Consider the following 15,241-nt stretch of genomic DNA (forward strand, 5'->3'; position numbering starts at 1 on the left):
TGCGGGTGGTGAGCAGTTCCTGTCGGGAGTGAGGACTCCCGCACCCCCGCAACAGACTTCCCACGAAGGACCACCGACATGACCACCATCGAAAACCCCAGCGTCGTCACCGCTCTCGAGATCACCCCGGTCGCGGGCCACATCGGCGCCGAGGTGACCGGCGTCGACCTGCGCGAGCAACTCGCCGACTCCCAGGTCGACGAGCTCACCGCGGCGCTGCACCGGCACAAGGTGCTGTTCTTCCGCGACCAGCAGATCGGGCACACCGAACAGATCGCGTTCTCGCGCCGCTTCGGCGCGGTCACCCCGTCACACCCCTACGACGACGACGCGCCCACCGAGCACCCCGAGATCCTGGCTGTCGACAGTCGCCTCTACGAGAAGAAGTTCGGCCGCAAGAAGTTCAGCTACACCAACCAGTGGCACACCGACGTCTCGCCGCTGATCAACCCGCCCGCGGCCTCGATCCTGCGCGCCGAGATCGCGCCGGAGACCGGCGGCGACACCCAGTGGACCAACCTCGCCGCGGCCTACGCCGGGCTGCCGGAATCGCTGCGCACCTTCCTGGACGGGCTGCGCGCCGAGCACCGCTTCGGCGGCCGGATCCCGCCGTGGGAGGCGGGCAGCGAGTACGCCCGCAAGATCGCCGCCGCGCCGCTGGTGACCGAACACCCCGTCGTCCGCGTCCACCCGGTGACCGGTGAGCGCGTGCTGTTCGTCAACCCCGGCTTCACCACCAGGATCCTGGGGCTGACTCCGCCACAGAGCGATGCTCTGTTGCAGCTGCTGTTCGACGAGATCTCCCATCCCTCCTACACCGTCCGCTTCCGCTGGAGCAAGGGCTCCATCGCGTTCTGGGACAACCGCGCCACCGCGCATCTGGCACCCAGCGACCTCGACCACCTCGACGTCACCCGGGTCCTCTACCGCACCACCCTCGAGGGCGACATCCCGGTCGGCGTCGACGGCCGGTCGTCCACCCCGATCGCCGGCGCGAAGTTCACCGGCGCCTGAGAACCGTTGCGGTGCCCGCGTCCTCGATGCGGGCACCGCATTCTCGGCCCTCGGTGGCCACCACCTCCCCGCGCGACACACAGGAGCACACTATGACCGAACCATGGCACACCAGGACCGACGTGCTCGTCATCGGCGGCGGTCCCGCGGCATCCTGGGCCGCGATCCACGCCCGCGAGGCAGGCGCCGAGGTGATCTTGGTCGACAAGGGCTACTGCGGAACCAGCGGCGCCACAGCACCTTCGGGCACCGGTGTCTGGTACGTCGCGCCCGAGGCCGAGGCCCGCGCCAACGCGAAAGCGAGCAGGGAAGCCCTCGGCGGCTACCTCGCCGACCACTACTGGATGGATCGCGTCCTCGATCAGACCTACGTCAACATGAACCGACTCGCCGTCGAGGGCCGCTACCCGTTCCCGGTCGACCCGGCCACCGGTGCGCAGTTGCGCACGGGCGTCCAGGGGCCGGAGTACATGCGCCGGATGCGCGCGTGGCTCACCCGGCTCGGCGTCCAGGTCCACGATCACTCCCCCGCGCTGGAACTGCTGGTCGACGAAGCGGGCGCGGTGCGCGGCGCGGCGGGCTACCAGCGTCAACTCGACCGGGACTACCGGATCACCGCGGGAGCGGTGGTACTCGCGACCGGTGGTTGTGCGTTCCTCTCGCGTGCCCTCGGCACCAACGTCGACACCGGTGACGGCGCGCTGATGGCGGCCGAGGCCGGCGCGCGATTCTCCGGTATGGAGTTCTCCAACGCCTATGCCATCGTGCCCAAGGGTTCCACCATCACCAAGACCGCCTACTACGGCTACGCCACCTTCTTCGGCGAGGACGGCAGGGTGCTCGAGGAGGCGGGGTCGACGAAGGGCCGCTCGGTGATCGCCCGAACCCTCCTGCAGGAGAAGGTGTTCGCCCAGCTGGATCGCGCGGACGAGAGCGTGCAGGCGCAGATGCGGGTCGGTCAGCCGAACTTCTTCCTGCAGTTCGACCGGCGCGGCATCGATCCGTTCACCGACCGATTCGAGATCGACCTGCTCGCCGAGGGCACGGTGCGCGGCACCGGCGGCATCGACGTGGTCGACGACGACTGCGCGACAACGGTTCCCGGGCTCTACGTCGCGGGGGACGCGGCCACCCGCGAACGCATCTGCGGTGGTTTCACCGGAGGCGGGAGCCACAACGCCGCGTGGGCGATGTCGTCGGGAAGCTGGGCGGGCACGGGCGCCGCCGAACATGCTGTGACAGCGGCCCGATCCACCGGTGCGGTGCACGGCATCGGCGGGGTCGGCCTGCGCCCCGGCGACGCACCGTCGGTGACCGCGGCGGAAGTCGTCGCCGCCGCGCAGGACGAGCTGATCCCCTTCGAGAAGAACTACCTGCGCCACGGTGACCGGATGCGCCCCGCACTGGCTCGCCTCGACGAACTGTGGGACGTCGCGGCAGCCGGTCTCGGTGGCGGGACCGGCGACGAGCGGGTCAGGGCCCGGCAAGCGGCGGCGATCACCGCGGTCGGACGTCTCGTGTACCGATCCGCGTTGGCGCGCACCGAGACTCGCGGCATGAGCAAGCGCGCCGATCATCCCGACCTCGACGCGGCACAGCATCACCACCTGCACTCGGGCGGTCTCGACCGGCCGTGGGTCGATCCGTCGGACGCGCACAACTCGGGTCTGGCGGTGGCGTCGTGATCGAACTACTGCGCGCGCAGGACTGCATCGGCTGCGACAAGTGCGTGAGTGCCTGCCCCACCAACGTCTTCGACCGCGTCGACGGCGGGATCCCGGTTATCGCACGGCAATCCGATTGCCAGACCTGCTTCATGTGCGAGGCGTACTGCCCCACCGACGCGCTCTACGTCGCGCCCGAGGTGACCCCGCTGCCGCCGGACGCACCGGTCCCCACCGAGCACATCGGTCGATATCGGGAGAAGCTCGGGTGGGGACACGGGCGCATCGCCGGCGCCCAGCTCGCGGTGGGGCCGCGGCTTCCGCACGGCGCGCCGCCGCCGCGGCTCAACTCTTGAACGCGGCCACCGTCGGCTGCCGCAACGGACCGAACAGCGGGTCGTCGAACACGCTCCGCTCGACGACCGGGTCCGGCTCCCGCAACAGCTCGGCGGTGCTGATGTCGGACCAGTCGTAACGTCCGTCCTCGCACTGCATTTCGACCATCGAGACCGCCGAGACGGTGTCGTCGAGGGCGAAGTCGGCGAACCCGTCCTCGGCGAGCGCGGTGCGGATCTCGTGCACCGGTGACGGGTGGGTCACGTGGGCCAGCGCCAGGTAGGGACGCAGCGGCTCCCCGAAATCGGGGATCCGCTCGCGGATCCACACATCGGTCAGCGCATCGGTCAGATCCGCGCGCACCCGCAGCAGTTCCTCCGACACAGTGACCGGCAGCCGGATCGTCTCGGCGGTGACCTCGGGCGGCCCGAAGGCGAGCTGGAACGGCGCGAGTTCGGCGAGCAGGTCGCGGGCGCCCGCCACCAGCGCCGCCAGGTGCACCCCTTTGACCCCGTCGGCGAACCCGATGCCCTGCACGCCGATCCGCAGCCGGGCGGCGTCGACCTGTTCGAGTCCGGGCAGGCGTGACAACGTGGGCGCGAAGATCTCGACCAGCTTGTCGGCGACCGGCTGGGTCGGCATGATCTGCCAGTTGTAGAACGAACGACCCGGCGTCCACCCCGGACGCCACCACCAGCGACTGGCAACAGTCATTTCGCTCGCGATCATCGTGCGCCACCTCCCGATCTCGGCCGACCCGCGGGTGAACACCCGGCTGGCCGGTCGTCCGCCCGACACGATCGGCACCGATGCTGCGATGCCAGTTACCTCACAGCGACGGTATTCCCGGTGTGATCGGCGGGCAACCTGGTGAGACCGTTCCGTTGTGTCTTCGACGCACTACACTGACGCCATGCCTGTTCGACGGCTGATCACGCTCTCCGCGTTCGCCCTCCTGCTTCCCTTCACTGTTTCCGCGTGCACGATGACCGGACCCGGTACCACCTCCGAATGCAGTGTGAGCGGGTGCACCGTCACCTTCGATCGTGGAGTGAGCGCCAAAGCCTCGGTGCTCGGTATCGACGTGGAGCTCGTCGCGGTGAACGGTGACATGGTCACCTTGAGCGTCGGCGGTCAGCAGATCACGGTTCCGGTCGGCCAGTCGCAGGCCAGCAACGGGACCGATGTGCGGGTCAGCGAGGTGACCGACGACAAGGTCGTCGTCGTCTTCGCGACCGGCCTGAACCCGAACTGATCATCCGGGCACGTTCGACCGTTCTCCCGCTTCGCTGACCACCCAGGGCGCGTTCGGTTGATCGAGAATCCAGCGCCAGCTCCCGTCGGGTTGCCTGCGCGCCACCTCGACGGTCGCGCCGGTGCCTCCCGGCAACCGCGACGACGTCAGCGCCAGATCGCCCGCGAGCAAGGCGGGCGCCTGGTGCCCGGGTTGGAACACCGGTCGATCGGCGACCAGCCGCGCGTACGCCGCCCGTATCTCGTCCACGCCCGTCGCGACGACACCGTCGGGCAGTGCGAGCACCGCGTCGGACTCGTACAGCTCGACGAGTCCGTCCACATCACCGGCGTTCAATCGCTCGACCACCAGCCGACTCAGATCCTCCGGGCGCTGCGCACGTTCGCGCATCTTCTCGGCCATCGCCACCCTCCCTCGACTCGGGTTGTGCGACAACGGTAACGCCGGGGTCCGACATGAATCGGACACTCGGCACGGAGGTCAGGGGTGGTCGTGCATCGTCACCGCGAATCGGTGCCAATTCCCGTCATAGGGGGTGTAGACGGGCTGATATCCCGCACCGCCGTGATCCGGCGGCGGAGTTCCGGGCGGGAAGTAGGCCAGACCGCCCACAATCGCCATGTCATCGATAGTGAACTGGCACCCGCCGTCACTGGACCTGACCCTGTCGGTCCGAATGACCCCGAACCACTCTTCCTCGGATTCCCGGCAGCTCTGCGCGGCATCGGTCATCGCGTCGGCCGACAGCCACCACCCGACTTTCTCCGGCACCCCGAACCACACCAGACCCAGCCCGGCGATCACCACTACCGGCGCGACGGCGACGGCCCGGTACTCCCGATACCGAGCACACCCGATCGGCGCCAGAATCATCCACGACAGCCCGCAGGCCAGCAGTATCAGTACCGCGAGAACCCAGCCGAGAACGTCGATGTGCGTGGCATCGACCACTAGCATCAGCGCGATCGCCCCCATCGCGGCCCCGGTGGTGACCCGCATCGTCACCGACCATCGCCGTGGCGCCCGAACCGTCCCCACCGTCGTCATCAGCCCACTCTACGAGCGCCCCGCCCCCGCAGTGACGGCGAAACCCCCGAAGGCCAACGGCCTCCAGGGGTTTCGCGGACACCACGTGATGTCAGCCGATCACAGCGGCGGGAATCCCGACGATCCGGTCGCCATCCAGTTCCAGAACTCGGTGACGCGGTTGAGGACCAACGCCATGATGTCGAGGGCAGTGCTTCCCATTGTCTTCCTTCACATCCGAACGAACACTTCGCGCGTTCACCATAGCAACCGGCATCGAGTGAGCAACGTTGTGATAACGGACAGATGACAGCGACCATGGTGGTCTCCGGTGACGAGCCTGATCGCCGTGACCGGATAAATCCGGCAGCCGATCATCGGATGCACCGGTCGCCATATAGCGAAATGCCCATATGAAACGCGCCAGGTGAACGTCAGGGAAACGCACCTGTACAGACGGCTGCCGACAGTGTGACGGTGCCTACAAAAATCATCCCATCCGGAATGAACAAAATATAGACAGACAATCACGTACCCGAATACGGCCTTTTCCAACCCCGATGCAGGACAGGTGAATCCGTGCCGCAATCGCGAAAAGCAGCAGGCAACAGAGTTTTGTTCAGCTAAACCGTGATGCCCATCACGGTGCTGCTCTCAGCAGAATCACATATACGATCAATCTCGCCGAGGCTTCACGGAAATGTTTTCACCGCCGAAGTTCAACGCAGCAGGTGACACAGTGCGGTGTTCTCCTCCCCCATCCTTCCGCCGCTTCGGCATGCATTCGTCACGAGGTGAACCGGTCATGGAATACACCCACCTGTCCGAATTCGAAATCCGTTCAGGCGCTTTGTCGATGTGGACGCCCGAGCTCGCCGCCGACGCGTGGCAGCCCGACGATCGCCCGCTCACCAGCGTGCACGCCGATTACTGCGCGAGCGTCGATCCCACCGATCCGCTGCCCGGTCGCGGGCGCTGGATCGGCACCGTCTTCGAGATGGACGCCCCGCTCGACGGTCCCACCTGGCGTGAGACGCTGCGGCGCTGGCATGCCAGGCACGAAGGTCTGCGCACCACGGTGACCACCGCATCGGCGGGCGAGCCGCGCAGACTCGTCGCCGCGCCCACCGCCGTCGATATCACCGAACAGCCCGTTGCCGACTGCACCGACGGTACCCGGATCAACGAATTCCTCAGCGGCACACTCGAAGAGCGCCTGTCGCCACTGGTGTGGCCGCACTGCCTGGCCGCCACGGTCGAGCACGCAGGCACCGGTGACTTCACCGTCCTCGTCGCGGCCGATCATTCCGTGATGGACGCCTACGCACAGGCCATCCTGATCCTCGAACTGCGCACGCTCTACCGGGAGGTCATGGCGGGCGAGGCGTCGCGCGAGTCGGTCACCTTCGGTAGCGCGGCCGACTTCGCCGTCCTGGAGCGAGCGAGCGCGGCCGAACTCGGTCCGGATTCGCCCGCGGTCGCGACGTGGCGCGAATTCCTCGCCGACGGTGCCATGCCGCGCTTCGCCCCGCAGGCCCAGCGGCCCGCGCGCGCGGATCTGCCCCAGCCCAGTGTGTCGCGACGGCTGCTCGATCTCCCCGAACTCGAGCAGGTCGAAGCGGTCCTCGACCAGGTGCGCCACCGGATGTCGGTGGCGGTGTTCGCCGCGCTGGCGGTGGCCAATCAGCGGCGGTTCGGCGCGGACCGGATGCGTACCGCGATGCCGATCGCGACCCGCCCCGATCTGCGCTGGCTGGAGTCGATGGGCTGGTTCGTCAATGTGGTCCCGGTCGATATCGCGCTCACCCCCGGTGTCGGCATCGCCGGAGCCATGGATCTGGCGCGGGCCGCACTGCGTCGTTCACGCACCGCCAACGACGCCTCCTGGTCGCGCGTCCTCGACCTGCTCGATGTCGCCGAGACGCCGCGTTTCGGCATCTCCTTCCTCGACATCCGCGTACTGCCCGGCTACGAATTGGTCGCCGACCTGCGCGGACGGACCCTGCGGGCCGAGTCGTACTCGGCCGACGAGGTGTTCCTGTGGGTTGTGCGCGCCGCCGACGGCCTGTACGTGTCGACACGGTATCCGGCCGGCTTCCCCGCCGAGGTCATGGACGAGTTCCTGACCGCGTTCGGTCAGGCACTGTCGTCGATCACGGCCGCGGTGCACGCGGATCCGGCGGTCGACCAGGTCGGCGCCGGCCAACCGTCCGCAGCGGTTCATGCGGGGTCGGCGGCCGACGGACTGCCGCCGTCGGTGGTGGCGGAAACACCGATGCCGACCGATGCCCGAGCACTGCGAGCCGACACGCTGCGTGTCGCCGTGCAGGCGGGGTGAGCGGATGCGCCCCCTGTTGGCCTTCACCGGCAGCCGAGGAGACGCCCAGCCCGGCATCCTGCTGGCTCGTGCGCTGCGTGCGCGCGGTCACGACGTGACCTTGGCGCTCGCCCCGAACCTCGTCGCCTTCGCCCGTGACCACGGGGTTGCGGCGGTGCCGTTCGGCTGCGATACGGCCGACCTCTTAATGGCGCAGCGCACCGATCGACGGTTCGCCGGCCGTGATCCGCGCGCCCGGCTACGGGCGCTGTTCGATCTGCAACGGCGTGGCGTGCCCGAGCAGCTTCACGACCTGCGCACGCTGGCACCCGGACATGACCTGGTGGTCGCGGGGATGGCAGGCGAGGAAGTGGCCGAGGCGGTGGCGCGGGCGCTCGGACTGCCGTTCGCGGCGGTGCACTTCTTCCCGATCCAGCCGAACAGTACGGTCCCGGTCGCGCCAGTGCGCTGGGCCGACCGGCTTCCCGGGTTCGTGCACCGATGGGGCTGGTCGCTCCTGGCATGGGCACGTGCGGCCGCGTTGGCCCCCGTTCTGCCGAGCGGGCGGCCGCCCGCTCGCGCGGCGACAGCGTCATCGGTAGCGTCCGCCGAAGCTGGGGCGACTGCGCGAATCCAGGCCTATGACCCGCGGCTGTTCCCTGGTCTGCGTCAGCAGTTGCCGGGCCCGTTCACGGGATTCCTGACCGATGTGGACGGATTCCTCACCGGTGTACCAGGTTTCGCGAGCCACGCACCTGCCGCCACCGCGGCCGGGGATCTCGATGCGTGGCTCGATGCCGGAACCGCGCCGATCTATGTCGGGTTCGGTTCCATGGATGTCGGCGATCCGGCTGCCTTCGTCGCGATGTTGCGCGAGGTGTGCGCCCGGCGGGGCCGTCGGCTGCTGCTGGCGTCGGGCTGGGCGAGGATCGATCCGGGATTCGAGGATGCCGTCGCGATCGTCGGTCACATCGACCACGCTCGGATACTGCCTCGTTGCGCCGTGGCCGTGCACCACGGCGGCGCCGGCACGACGGCGGCCGCACTGAGAGCAGGTGTGCCGCAAGTGATCTGCTCGGTCCAGGCCGACCAGCCCTACTGGGGCCAGGCGTTACGGCGACTCGGTCTCGCGGCCACGATTCCCGCGACGAAGCTCACCGCCGAACGCCTCGACGCACTACTCGACCAGGTCTCACGTCCCGACGTGGTCGAGCGCGCGGCCTCCTGGGCCGCCGGTTTCACCACCGACGGTGTCGAGCGAGCCGCCGATGCCGTCGAGGCGCTGCTGGGTTCGCCTGACGCCCCTGAACTGCTCCATTCCGCCGGGAGGCAACTGTGAGTACCGACATCGCCATCCGCACCACCGGTCTCGGCAAGTCCTACGGCGATTTCACCGCCGTCGGCAGCGTCGACCTCACCATCGCGGCGGGGACCGTGTTCGCCCTGCTCGGCCCCAACGGCGCGGGTAAGACCACCACCGTGCGCATGCTCGCGACCCTGGTCCGTCCCGATCGCGGCTCCGCCGAGATCTTCGGCTACGACATCACACGCGACGCGACCGCCGTGCGCTCGATGATCGGGTTGACCGGCCAGTACGCCTCCGTCGACGAAACCCTCACCGCCGGTGAGAATTTGCGGCTCTTCGGGCGCTTGCTCGGGCTGTCCCGCCGTGATGCCGCACGCCGCAGTGCCGAGCTGCTCGAGGAGTTCGAGCTGTCGAAGGTCACCGACCGGCCGGTGAACCAGTTCTCCGGTGGTATGCGCCGGCGGCTCGATCTGGCGGCGACGCTGATCACCGATCCGCCGCTGATCTTCCTCGACGAGCCGACCACCGGACTCGACCCGCACACCCGCGACAAGATGTGGGGCGTGATCCGGCGTCTGGTCGCCCGCGGCGCGACCGTTCTGCTCACCACGCAGTACCTCGAAGAGGCCGACGCGCTGGCCGACCGGATCGCCGTCATCGACCGCGGGACGATCGTCGCCGAGGGCACTGCGGCCGAGTTGAAGTCGTCCATCGGCGATCAGGTGTTGCGCCTGGATCTCGCCGACCCCGCCCGATCCGCCCACGCGGAGGCCATCATCGTCTCGCTCACCGGCGAGGTGCCGGAAGGGTCGTCGGCGGGCATGCTCACCGTCGCACTCACCGATGCGGGCACCGCCGCCGATATCGTCGCCGCCTGCCGTGGCGCGGGCATCGCACTGCGCGGGTTCGCTGTCGACCGTCCCGATCTCAACGAGGTCTTCCTCGCGCTGACCGGCACCGACCGCGTCGCCGCCTGATCCGAAAGACCGAGGCCACCATGACTGCCACCATCGCCGAGAGCACCGTCGAGCTCACCGCGGCACCGACGATCGACCGCCGTCCCCGGATCACCCATGTCACCCTGCGCGCCTCGCTATTCCAGTCGCTGATGATGGCGTGGCGCGGTGTGCTCACCTTCCGGCACAGCCCGCAGTTGCTCTACGACGCGCTGCTGCTGCCCATTGTGGGGCCGTTGCTGTTCGGCAGCATCTTCGGCACCGCCATCGCGGGCAGCATGCAGGCCTACCTACCGATTCTGATTCCCGGCGTGCTGGTGCAGATCGTGCTGACGTCGTCGGTCGCGACCGGCGTGCAGTTGTCCGAAGACATTCGGTCCGGGGTCTTCGATCGGTTCGTCGCCATGCCGATCGCCCGATCCGCACCGGTCGCCGGAGCCCTGCTGGCCGGGGCGACCCGGTATGTCATCGCCGCGACCACGGTGGTGATCGTGGGATTCGCGATGGGGTATCGGCCCGATCATCCGGTCGGGTTCGCCGCCGGTGCGGTGCTCGTCGTCCTGGCCACCACCGCGATCAGCTGGTTGTTCGCGTTCATCGGCGTCACCGTATCGAGACCCGCTGCGGTCCAAGGCATGTCGATGCTGGTGCTCACCTTCCTGAGCTTCGCGTCCAATGCCCTGGTGCCCGAGTCGGCGATGCCGACCTGGCTGCGCTATGTCTCCGATTACAACCCGGTGTCCTATCTGGTGTCCGCGGTGCGCGGGCTCGCCGAGAACGGCGTCATCGGCACCGACGCCCTGTGGTCGGTGGTGGCCTCGCTCGTGATCGCCGCCGTCTTCGCACCCCTGACCGTCCGCACCCTGCGTGCTCGCTGAGGAGTTCTGATGACACTCACCATGTCGACCCCGCCCGTCATCTCCCGGGTCGGCGTCAACCGGCTCACCGCCGACGACGACCTGTTCCTCAAGCTGCACAGCCTCTACGGCAACGCCCTGGTCAATCAGCTCGCGTGGCGGTTCGACGAGCCCCTCGACCCCGCACTGCTCGCCCGATTCCACACCCGATTGACCCAGGGTTTCCTGGCCCGGCGCGTGCAACCGACCCGGGTGCCGTTCTCCCGTCCCTACTGGCTGCCCGCGACGGAATCGCTTCCGCTGGTCTGGGATTCGGTGCCCGTCGCCGACGAGGAGATCCTCGACTGGTACTTCGCGCAGAGCCGGGTCGACTTCGATCCCGAGACCGGTCGGGTGTGGCGACTGTCCGCGGCGCCGACCACGGCGGGCGGGACGCTGGTGTCGCTGGTCACCTCGCATGTGGCATCCGACGGCGGCGCGGTGCTGTTCGCCGTGGGCGACGCACTGGCGCGGCTCGATGAGAGCCCGGACGTGACAACCGGTTCGGGCCTGCTGGTCGGGACACAGCCACGCAACACGCTGGGTGCGAATCTTATCGATGCGGGCCGCCAGCTACGTGCGGTCGCACACGGGATTCGCGCGGCGATCGCCACCCGTGGCGTCATCGAGCCGGACCGCAACCCTCGCCCCGCGCTGCCCGAGCTGCCCCTGCCGGCCCAGTGGTCACCGGCGGATCTGGTGGTCCAGGTCGATCTCGCGGAGTGGAACGCCGCCGCCACACGGCATTCCGGCACCACGAACGGGCTCCTGATCGCCCTGGGCGCCGGTCTCCTCGGGCGCAGCGGGCGCGTCGGTGACACCGCCGGCATCCGCGTCGACATCCCCCATTCGATGCGCATCCCCGACGACCCCCGGGCCAATGCCACCACCGGCCTGCCGATCTCGGTCACCTACCGCACCGGCGAACGCATCGACCTCGCCGCCGTTCGCTCGGCTGTGAAGCGCGCCGCTACCGCCTATCGCGACCCGGCGACCACGCCCGCTCTGCAACACCTCCAGCCGTTGCAGATGATCCTGCCCCGTTTCGTCCTCCGTCGTTTCGCGCGCACCGCCAAGGCCCCAGAATGCCTGTGCACAAACCTCGGCGAAACTGCCAGTGGCGTAGCCGATTTCGCAGGTCATCATGCCTCCGCCGTCCTCATGCGGCCTGTCGTCTGCACCAACGACACCGCCATGTTCCGCCGAGTGGAGGTAGGTGTGAATCTGTCCTTCTCCACCGACGGCCACACGGTCACCTTGGCTGTCACCGGCGCCGACCCCGACCGCTTTCCCAGCCGCACCGCCCTGCGTGAGCTGCTGACGGCAGAATGCGCGTCGTGGGGTCTCGCCCCCGACTTCTGGTGACTCCTCCGCGTCAGTGACCCGTCGCCACCGCACGCACAGCCGCCCGAGCCGCGACGAGGACGGGGTCCCATACCGGGGAGAACGGTGGGGCGTAGCCGAGGTCGAGCGCGGTCACCTGTTCCACCGTCATTCTGGCGGTGAGCGCCACTGCCGCGATGTCGATTCGCTTGGCGGCGCCGGTGTAGCCGACGATCTGCACGCCGAGCAGCCGGCCGGTGCGGCGTTCGGCGAGCATTTTCACCGTCATGGGTTCCGCGCCGGGGAAATACCCTGCGCGACCGGTGGATTCGATGGTGACGGAGTGGAACTGCAACCCCGCCCGCCCAGCGTCGTCCTCTCCCAGGCCGGTCCGCGCCACCTCGAGGTCGCAGACTTTGCTCATGGCGGTACCGACCACGCCGGGGAAGGTGGCGTATCCGCCGCCGACCCCTGATCCGATCACCTGCCCGTGCTTGTTCGCGTGGGTGCCGAGCGGAATGTGGCGCAGCGAGCCCGACACCAGGTCCAGCACCTCCACGCAGTCACCGCCGGCCCAGATGTCGTCGTATCCGCGCACGCGCTGAGCGAGATCGGTGAGCAGACCACCGCTCTCCCCCAGCGGAAGCCCGGCCCGACGCGCCAGCTCGGTCGCCGGTTGCACGCCGATCCCGAGCACGACCACATCGGCCGGGTACTCGGTGTCGGCGGTCGTCACGGCGCGGACCCTGCCCTCCTCCGAGGTCCGCATTCCGGTTACCTCGGTACCGCGAACGACCCGTATTCCCATCCCCTCCATGGCTTCTCGCACGCGCGCACCCATATCCGGATCCAACGTGGACATGGGTTCAGCGCCCCGAGTGACCATGGTGACCTCGAACCCCCGACGCACCAACGCCTCAGCCATCTCGACACCGATGTAGCCCGCACCCACCACAACGGCTCTACGCCCGCCGGCAGACTCCAGGCCTTCGATCAGCGCCTGCCCGTCGTCGAGGGTCTGCACCCCGTAGACCCCCTCGGCGTCGATCCCGGGCAGTGGCGGACGGATCGGTGTCGCCCCCGTGGCCAACACGAGCTGGTCGTAACCCGTCCACGCTTGTACGCCGGTGTCGAGATCGCGAGACAGGACCCGTCGCCCCACCGGATCGATCTCGAGAGCCTCGGTCCGCATCCGCAGGTCGATGTCACGAGCGCGATGTTCGGCCACCGAGCGCGCGATCAGATGATCGGCATGGGCAACGTCACCGGCCACCCAGTACGGAATCCCGCACGCCGAATACGAGGAATGGTGCCCCTTCTCGAACACCACGATCTCGAGCTCACCGGCATCGCGCAATCTCCGCGCCTGCGACGCCGCCGCCATCCCCGTCGCATCCGCCCCGACAACCACCATCCGTGCGCCCATGCCACCACCGTACGAGAGCCTGTCGTGGTTTCGGCCACCAGCACCGCGAGTCGCCGGTTCACGAGTTTCACGGACCGAGGCAGTCGAAGATCCTATGAGTTGTCCGATCCACCTACGCCCAGGCGGTTCCCTTGCGTTCCAACCACTCCCAGATCAGCTCGGCGGCCGATTCACCATCGCGCAACGTTGTCGATGCCAGTTCGTCGAGGGAATCGGGTGAGCGGATCTCGAGGTAGTAGTCGGTGTCGCTGTGACGGTAGGTCTGGATGAATTCAGGGTGGTCAGGACGGGATACCGTCATGAACGGGCCGCCGCGACTGTATTGCAGTTTGCTGATCCAATAGCTCAGCTGGGTGCGGGTGAGTGTGGTCAGGGTGCGCCCGCCGACCGTCACGTCCAGATTTCTGTGTATCGCCGGCGCTGTTTCCGGCAGTACGTCGGGCCATTCGTGGCCGGTGTTGTCATTCTTCATCCGGATACCCCCAGTCGAAAGCCACGCGGGCCTGCGGGACGAGCGCCGTCACCCGACGGGTGAGGCGATCTTCGAAAGCCTCACTCCAGCGGAAGAATCCGCTGAAGATCACCGGGTAGTCCGAGTCCGCGCGGACGAACAGACCGTCCTCGGTCTCCCCCATCCAGACGAACACCTCGTCTTCCAGCCGCTCGTCCTTGAACACTTCGACGAGCAAGTCGGTCATTCCCACCCACTCGCGTTCGTTCGCGAGCCCCCGAACAGTCAGGGCGACATCGATATTCACTGACACCGGACGAGACTATCGCCCGCCACCGACAACGTTTCTCGAGCTGAACGCTCAGGATTCGCGCGCGGCGATCGCGGCTTGGATTCTGCGTAGCGTGCGCAGGCCCTTCTTCGCGGCGACGCTCACCATGCCGTCGAAGACGGTGGAACCGCGATCGTTGGCCATCAATCGTTCCAGTGTCGGCACGGCGCGATCGTCGCCGGTCGAACCGAGGGCGACGGCCGCCCAGTACCGCTTGTCGGGATCGCCGCTGGAGGCCGCCTCGATCAGCCTCGGGATGATGCCGGGAGCGAACTCCGACAACGCACTGGCGATGTAGCCGATGCGGTAATAGCGGCGGTTCTCGAATTCGTCCCAGAGCGCTGCCAGTGCCGCGTCACCACCGATCATGCCGAGCGCTTCGGCGGTGCGTTCGCGCATTCCGCTGATCGAGTCCTGCAGCAGGGGCGCGAGGGCCGGGACCACCGCTTCGTCGCCGAGGACGCCGAGGGCGATCACCGCCTGGTCTCGGGCGATGTCCTGTGGGTGGTCCAGCATCGCGACCAAGCCGGGAACCGCATCGCGGATGCCGAGGGCCGCGCAGCCCATCGCGGCCCATGCCTGGCAGTTGTAACGGGTGTCGGCGAGGGACGCGAGCAGGGGTTCGCGCAGGGTGTCGTCACCGAAGACCTCCGCCCGGTTCAGCGCCCTGCTGTAGAGCGACCGATGGTAGTCGGGATAGTCGCGAACGAGCGTGCGCAGGGTCTCCTCGGCGGATGCGTCGCCGTCCTCAGCCCGCACGAGCAGGAGCCGCAGATTGTCCTCGCGGGTCTCGAGATCGCCGTCTTTCAGGAGTCGCACATCAGCTGGGTTCACCGCCCAACGGTACCTGGCGATCAACCGGATACTTGGCAAGCCGCAGGTCACAGGGCCGGCCCCCCTTGGCGGGAACCGCGACCCTTCCTTTCGCCACAGCACCACA

Annotated in this window: 16 protein-coding genes; 9 read left to right on the forward strand and 7 right to left on the reverse strand. The window is 68.2% G+C overall.

The features are described 5' to 3' along the window. Positions 1-78 precede the first annotated feature (78 nt). The 3 genes from ACWDXS_RS07050 (at position 79) to ACWDXS_RS07060 (ending at position 3,034) form a co-directional block, all read left to right on the forward strand. A complete protein-coding gene (locus ACWDXS_RS07050) occupies positions 79-1,014 on the forward strand; it encodes a TauD/TfdA dioxygenase family protein (protein WP_378991957.1) in 936 nt (311 codons plus the stop codon). Positions 1,015-1,106: 92 nt separating this feature from the next. Then, positions 1,107-2,699: an FAD-binding protein gene (locus ACWDXS_RS07055; protein WP_449962984.1), complete on the forward strand. Its 1,593-nt coding sequence runs from the start codon at positions 1,107-1,109 to the stop codon at positions 2,697-2,699. After that, a complete protein-coding gene (locus ACWDXS_RS07060) occupies positions 2,696-3,034 on the forward strand; it encodes a 4Fe-4S dicluster domain-containing protein (protein WP_379315814.1) in 339 nt (112 codons plus the stop codon). Before ACWDXS_RS07055 ends, ACWDXS_RS07060 begins: the two co-directional genes overlap by 4 nt. Here ACWDXS_RS07060 and ACWDXS_RS07065 read toward each other — a convergent pair. Next, on the reverse strand, positions 3,024-3,743 hold the full coding sequence (locus ACWDXS_RS07065; RefSeq protein WP_387444236.1) for a 2'-5' RNA ligase family protein: 720 nt from the start codon (positions 3,741-3,743) through the stop codon (positions 3,024-3,026). The genes ACWDXS_RS07060 and ACWDXS_RS07065 overlap by 11 nt on opposite strands. A 184-nt stretch (positions 3,744-3,927) precedes the next feature. On the opposite strand from ACWDXS_RS07065, the gene ACWDXS_RS07070 reads away from it, so the two are divergent. Continuing rightward, positions 3,928-4,269: a hypothetical protein gene (locus ACWDXS_RS07070; RefSeq protein WP_449962989.1), complete on the forward strand. Its 342-nt coding sequence runs from the start codon at positions 3,928-3,930 to the stop codon at positions 4,267-4,269. Here the strand turns inward: ACWDXS_RS07070 and ACWDXS_RS07075 are convergent, their stop codons facing one another. Together ACWDXS_RS07075 and ACWDXS_RS07080 are read right to left on the reverse strand one after the other, a co-directional pair. Next, on the reverse strand, positions 4,270-4,671 hold the full coding sequence (locus tag ACWDXS_RS07075; RefSeq protein WP_378991950.1) for a YybH family protein: 402 nt from the start codon (positions 4,669-4,671) through the stop codon (positions 4,270-4,272). Positions 4,672-4,749: 78 nt separating this feature from the next. Next, positions 4,750-5,316, reverse strand: a complete 567-nt coding sequence (locus ACWDXS_RS07080; protein ID WP_449962992.1) for a hypothetical protein — start codon at positions 5,314-5,316, stop codon at positions 4,750-4,752. A gap of 784 nt (positions 5,317-6,100) precedes the next feature. On the opposite strand from ACWDXS_RS07080, the gene ACWDXS_RS07085 reads away from it, so the two are divergent. Genes ACWDXS_RS07085 through ACWDXS_RS07105 form a run of 5 tightly spaced genes read left to right on the forward strand, consistent with a single transcriptional unit; the run spans position 6,101 to position 12,135 of the window. Beyond that, complete coding sequence (locus tag ACWDXS_RS07085) at positions 6,101-7,633, forward strand: condensation domain-containing protein (protein WP_449962995.1); 1,533 nt, start codon at positions 6,101-6,103, stop codon at positions 7,631-7,633. 4 nt (positions 7,634-7,637) lie between these two features. Then, positions 7,638-8,951, forward strand: a complete 1,314-nt coding sequence (locus ACWDXS_RS07090) for a glycosyltransferase (RefSeq protein ID WP_449962998.1) — start codon at positions 7,638-7,640, stop codon at positions 8,949-8,951. After that, positions 8,948-9,895, forward strand: a complete 948-nt coding sequence (locus ACWDXS_RS07095) for an ATP-binding cassette domain-containing protein (protein ID WP_449963001.1) — start codon at positions 8,948-8,950, stop codon at positions 9,893-9,895. Before ACWDXS_RS07090 ends, ACWDXS_RS07095 begins: the two co-directional genes overlap by 4 nt. Before the next feature lie 20 nt (positions 9,896-9,915). Then, on the forward strand, positions 9,916-10,752 hold the full coding sequence (locus ACWDXS_RS07100) for an ABC transporter permease (protein ID WP_449963003.1): 837 nt from the start codon (positions 9,916-9,918) through the stop codon (positions 10,750-10,752). Between the two features lie 9 nt (positions 10,753-10,761). Further along, positions 10,762-12,135, forward strand: coding sequence for a hypothetical protein (locus tag ACWDXS_RS07105; protein ID WP_449963006.1), 1,374 nt, complete (start codon positions 10,762-10,764; stop codon positions 12,133-12,135). Between the two features lie 10 nt (positions 12,136-12,145). Here the strand turns inward: ACWDXS_RS07105 and ACWDXS_RS07110 are convergent, their stop codons facing one another. The 4 genes from ACWDXS_RS07110 to ACWDXS_RS07125 form a co-directional block, all read right to left on the reverse strand. Further along, positions 12,146-13,519: an FAD-dependent oxidoreductase gene (locus ACWDXS_RS07110; RefSeq protein WP_378991938.1), complete on the reverse strand. Its 1,374-nt coding sequence runs from the start codon at positions 13,517-13,519 to the stop codon at positions 12,146-12,148. A gap of 112 nt (positions 13,520-13,631) precedes the next feature. Then, on the reverse strand, positions 13,632-13,991 hold the full coding sequence (locus ACWDXS_RS07115; RefSeq protein ID WP_378991937.1) for a hypothetical protein: 360 nt from the start codon (positions 13,989-13,991) through the stop codon (positions 13,632-13,634). Beyond that, a complete protein-coding gene (locus ACWDXS_RS07120; RefSeq protein ID WP_378659886.1) occupies positions 13,981-14,283 on the reverse strand; it encodes a hypothetical protein in 303 nt (100 codons plus the stop codon). Before ACWDXS_RS07120 ends, ACWDXS_RS07115 begins: the two co-directional genes overlap by 11 nt. Before the next feature lie 48 nt (positions 14,284-14,331). Continuing rightward, a complete protein-coding gene (locus tag ACWDXS_RS07125; RefSeq protein ID WP_449963011.1) occupies positions 14,332-15,135 on the reverse strand; it encodes a HEAT repeat domain-containing protein in 804 nt (267 codons plus the stop codon). Positions 15,136-15,241 lie beyond the last annotated feature (106 nt).

The organism is Nocardia sp. NPDC003183, assembly GCF_053590715.1.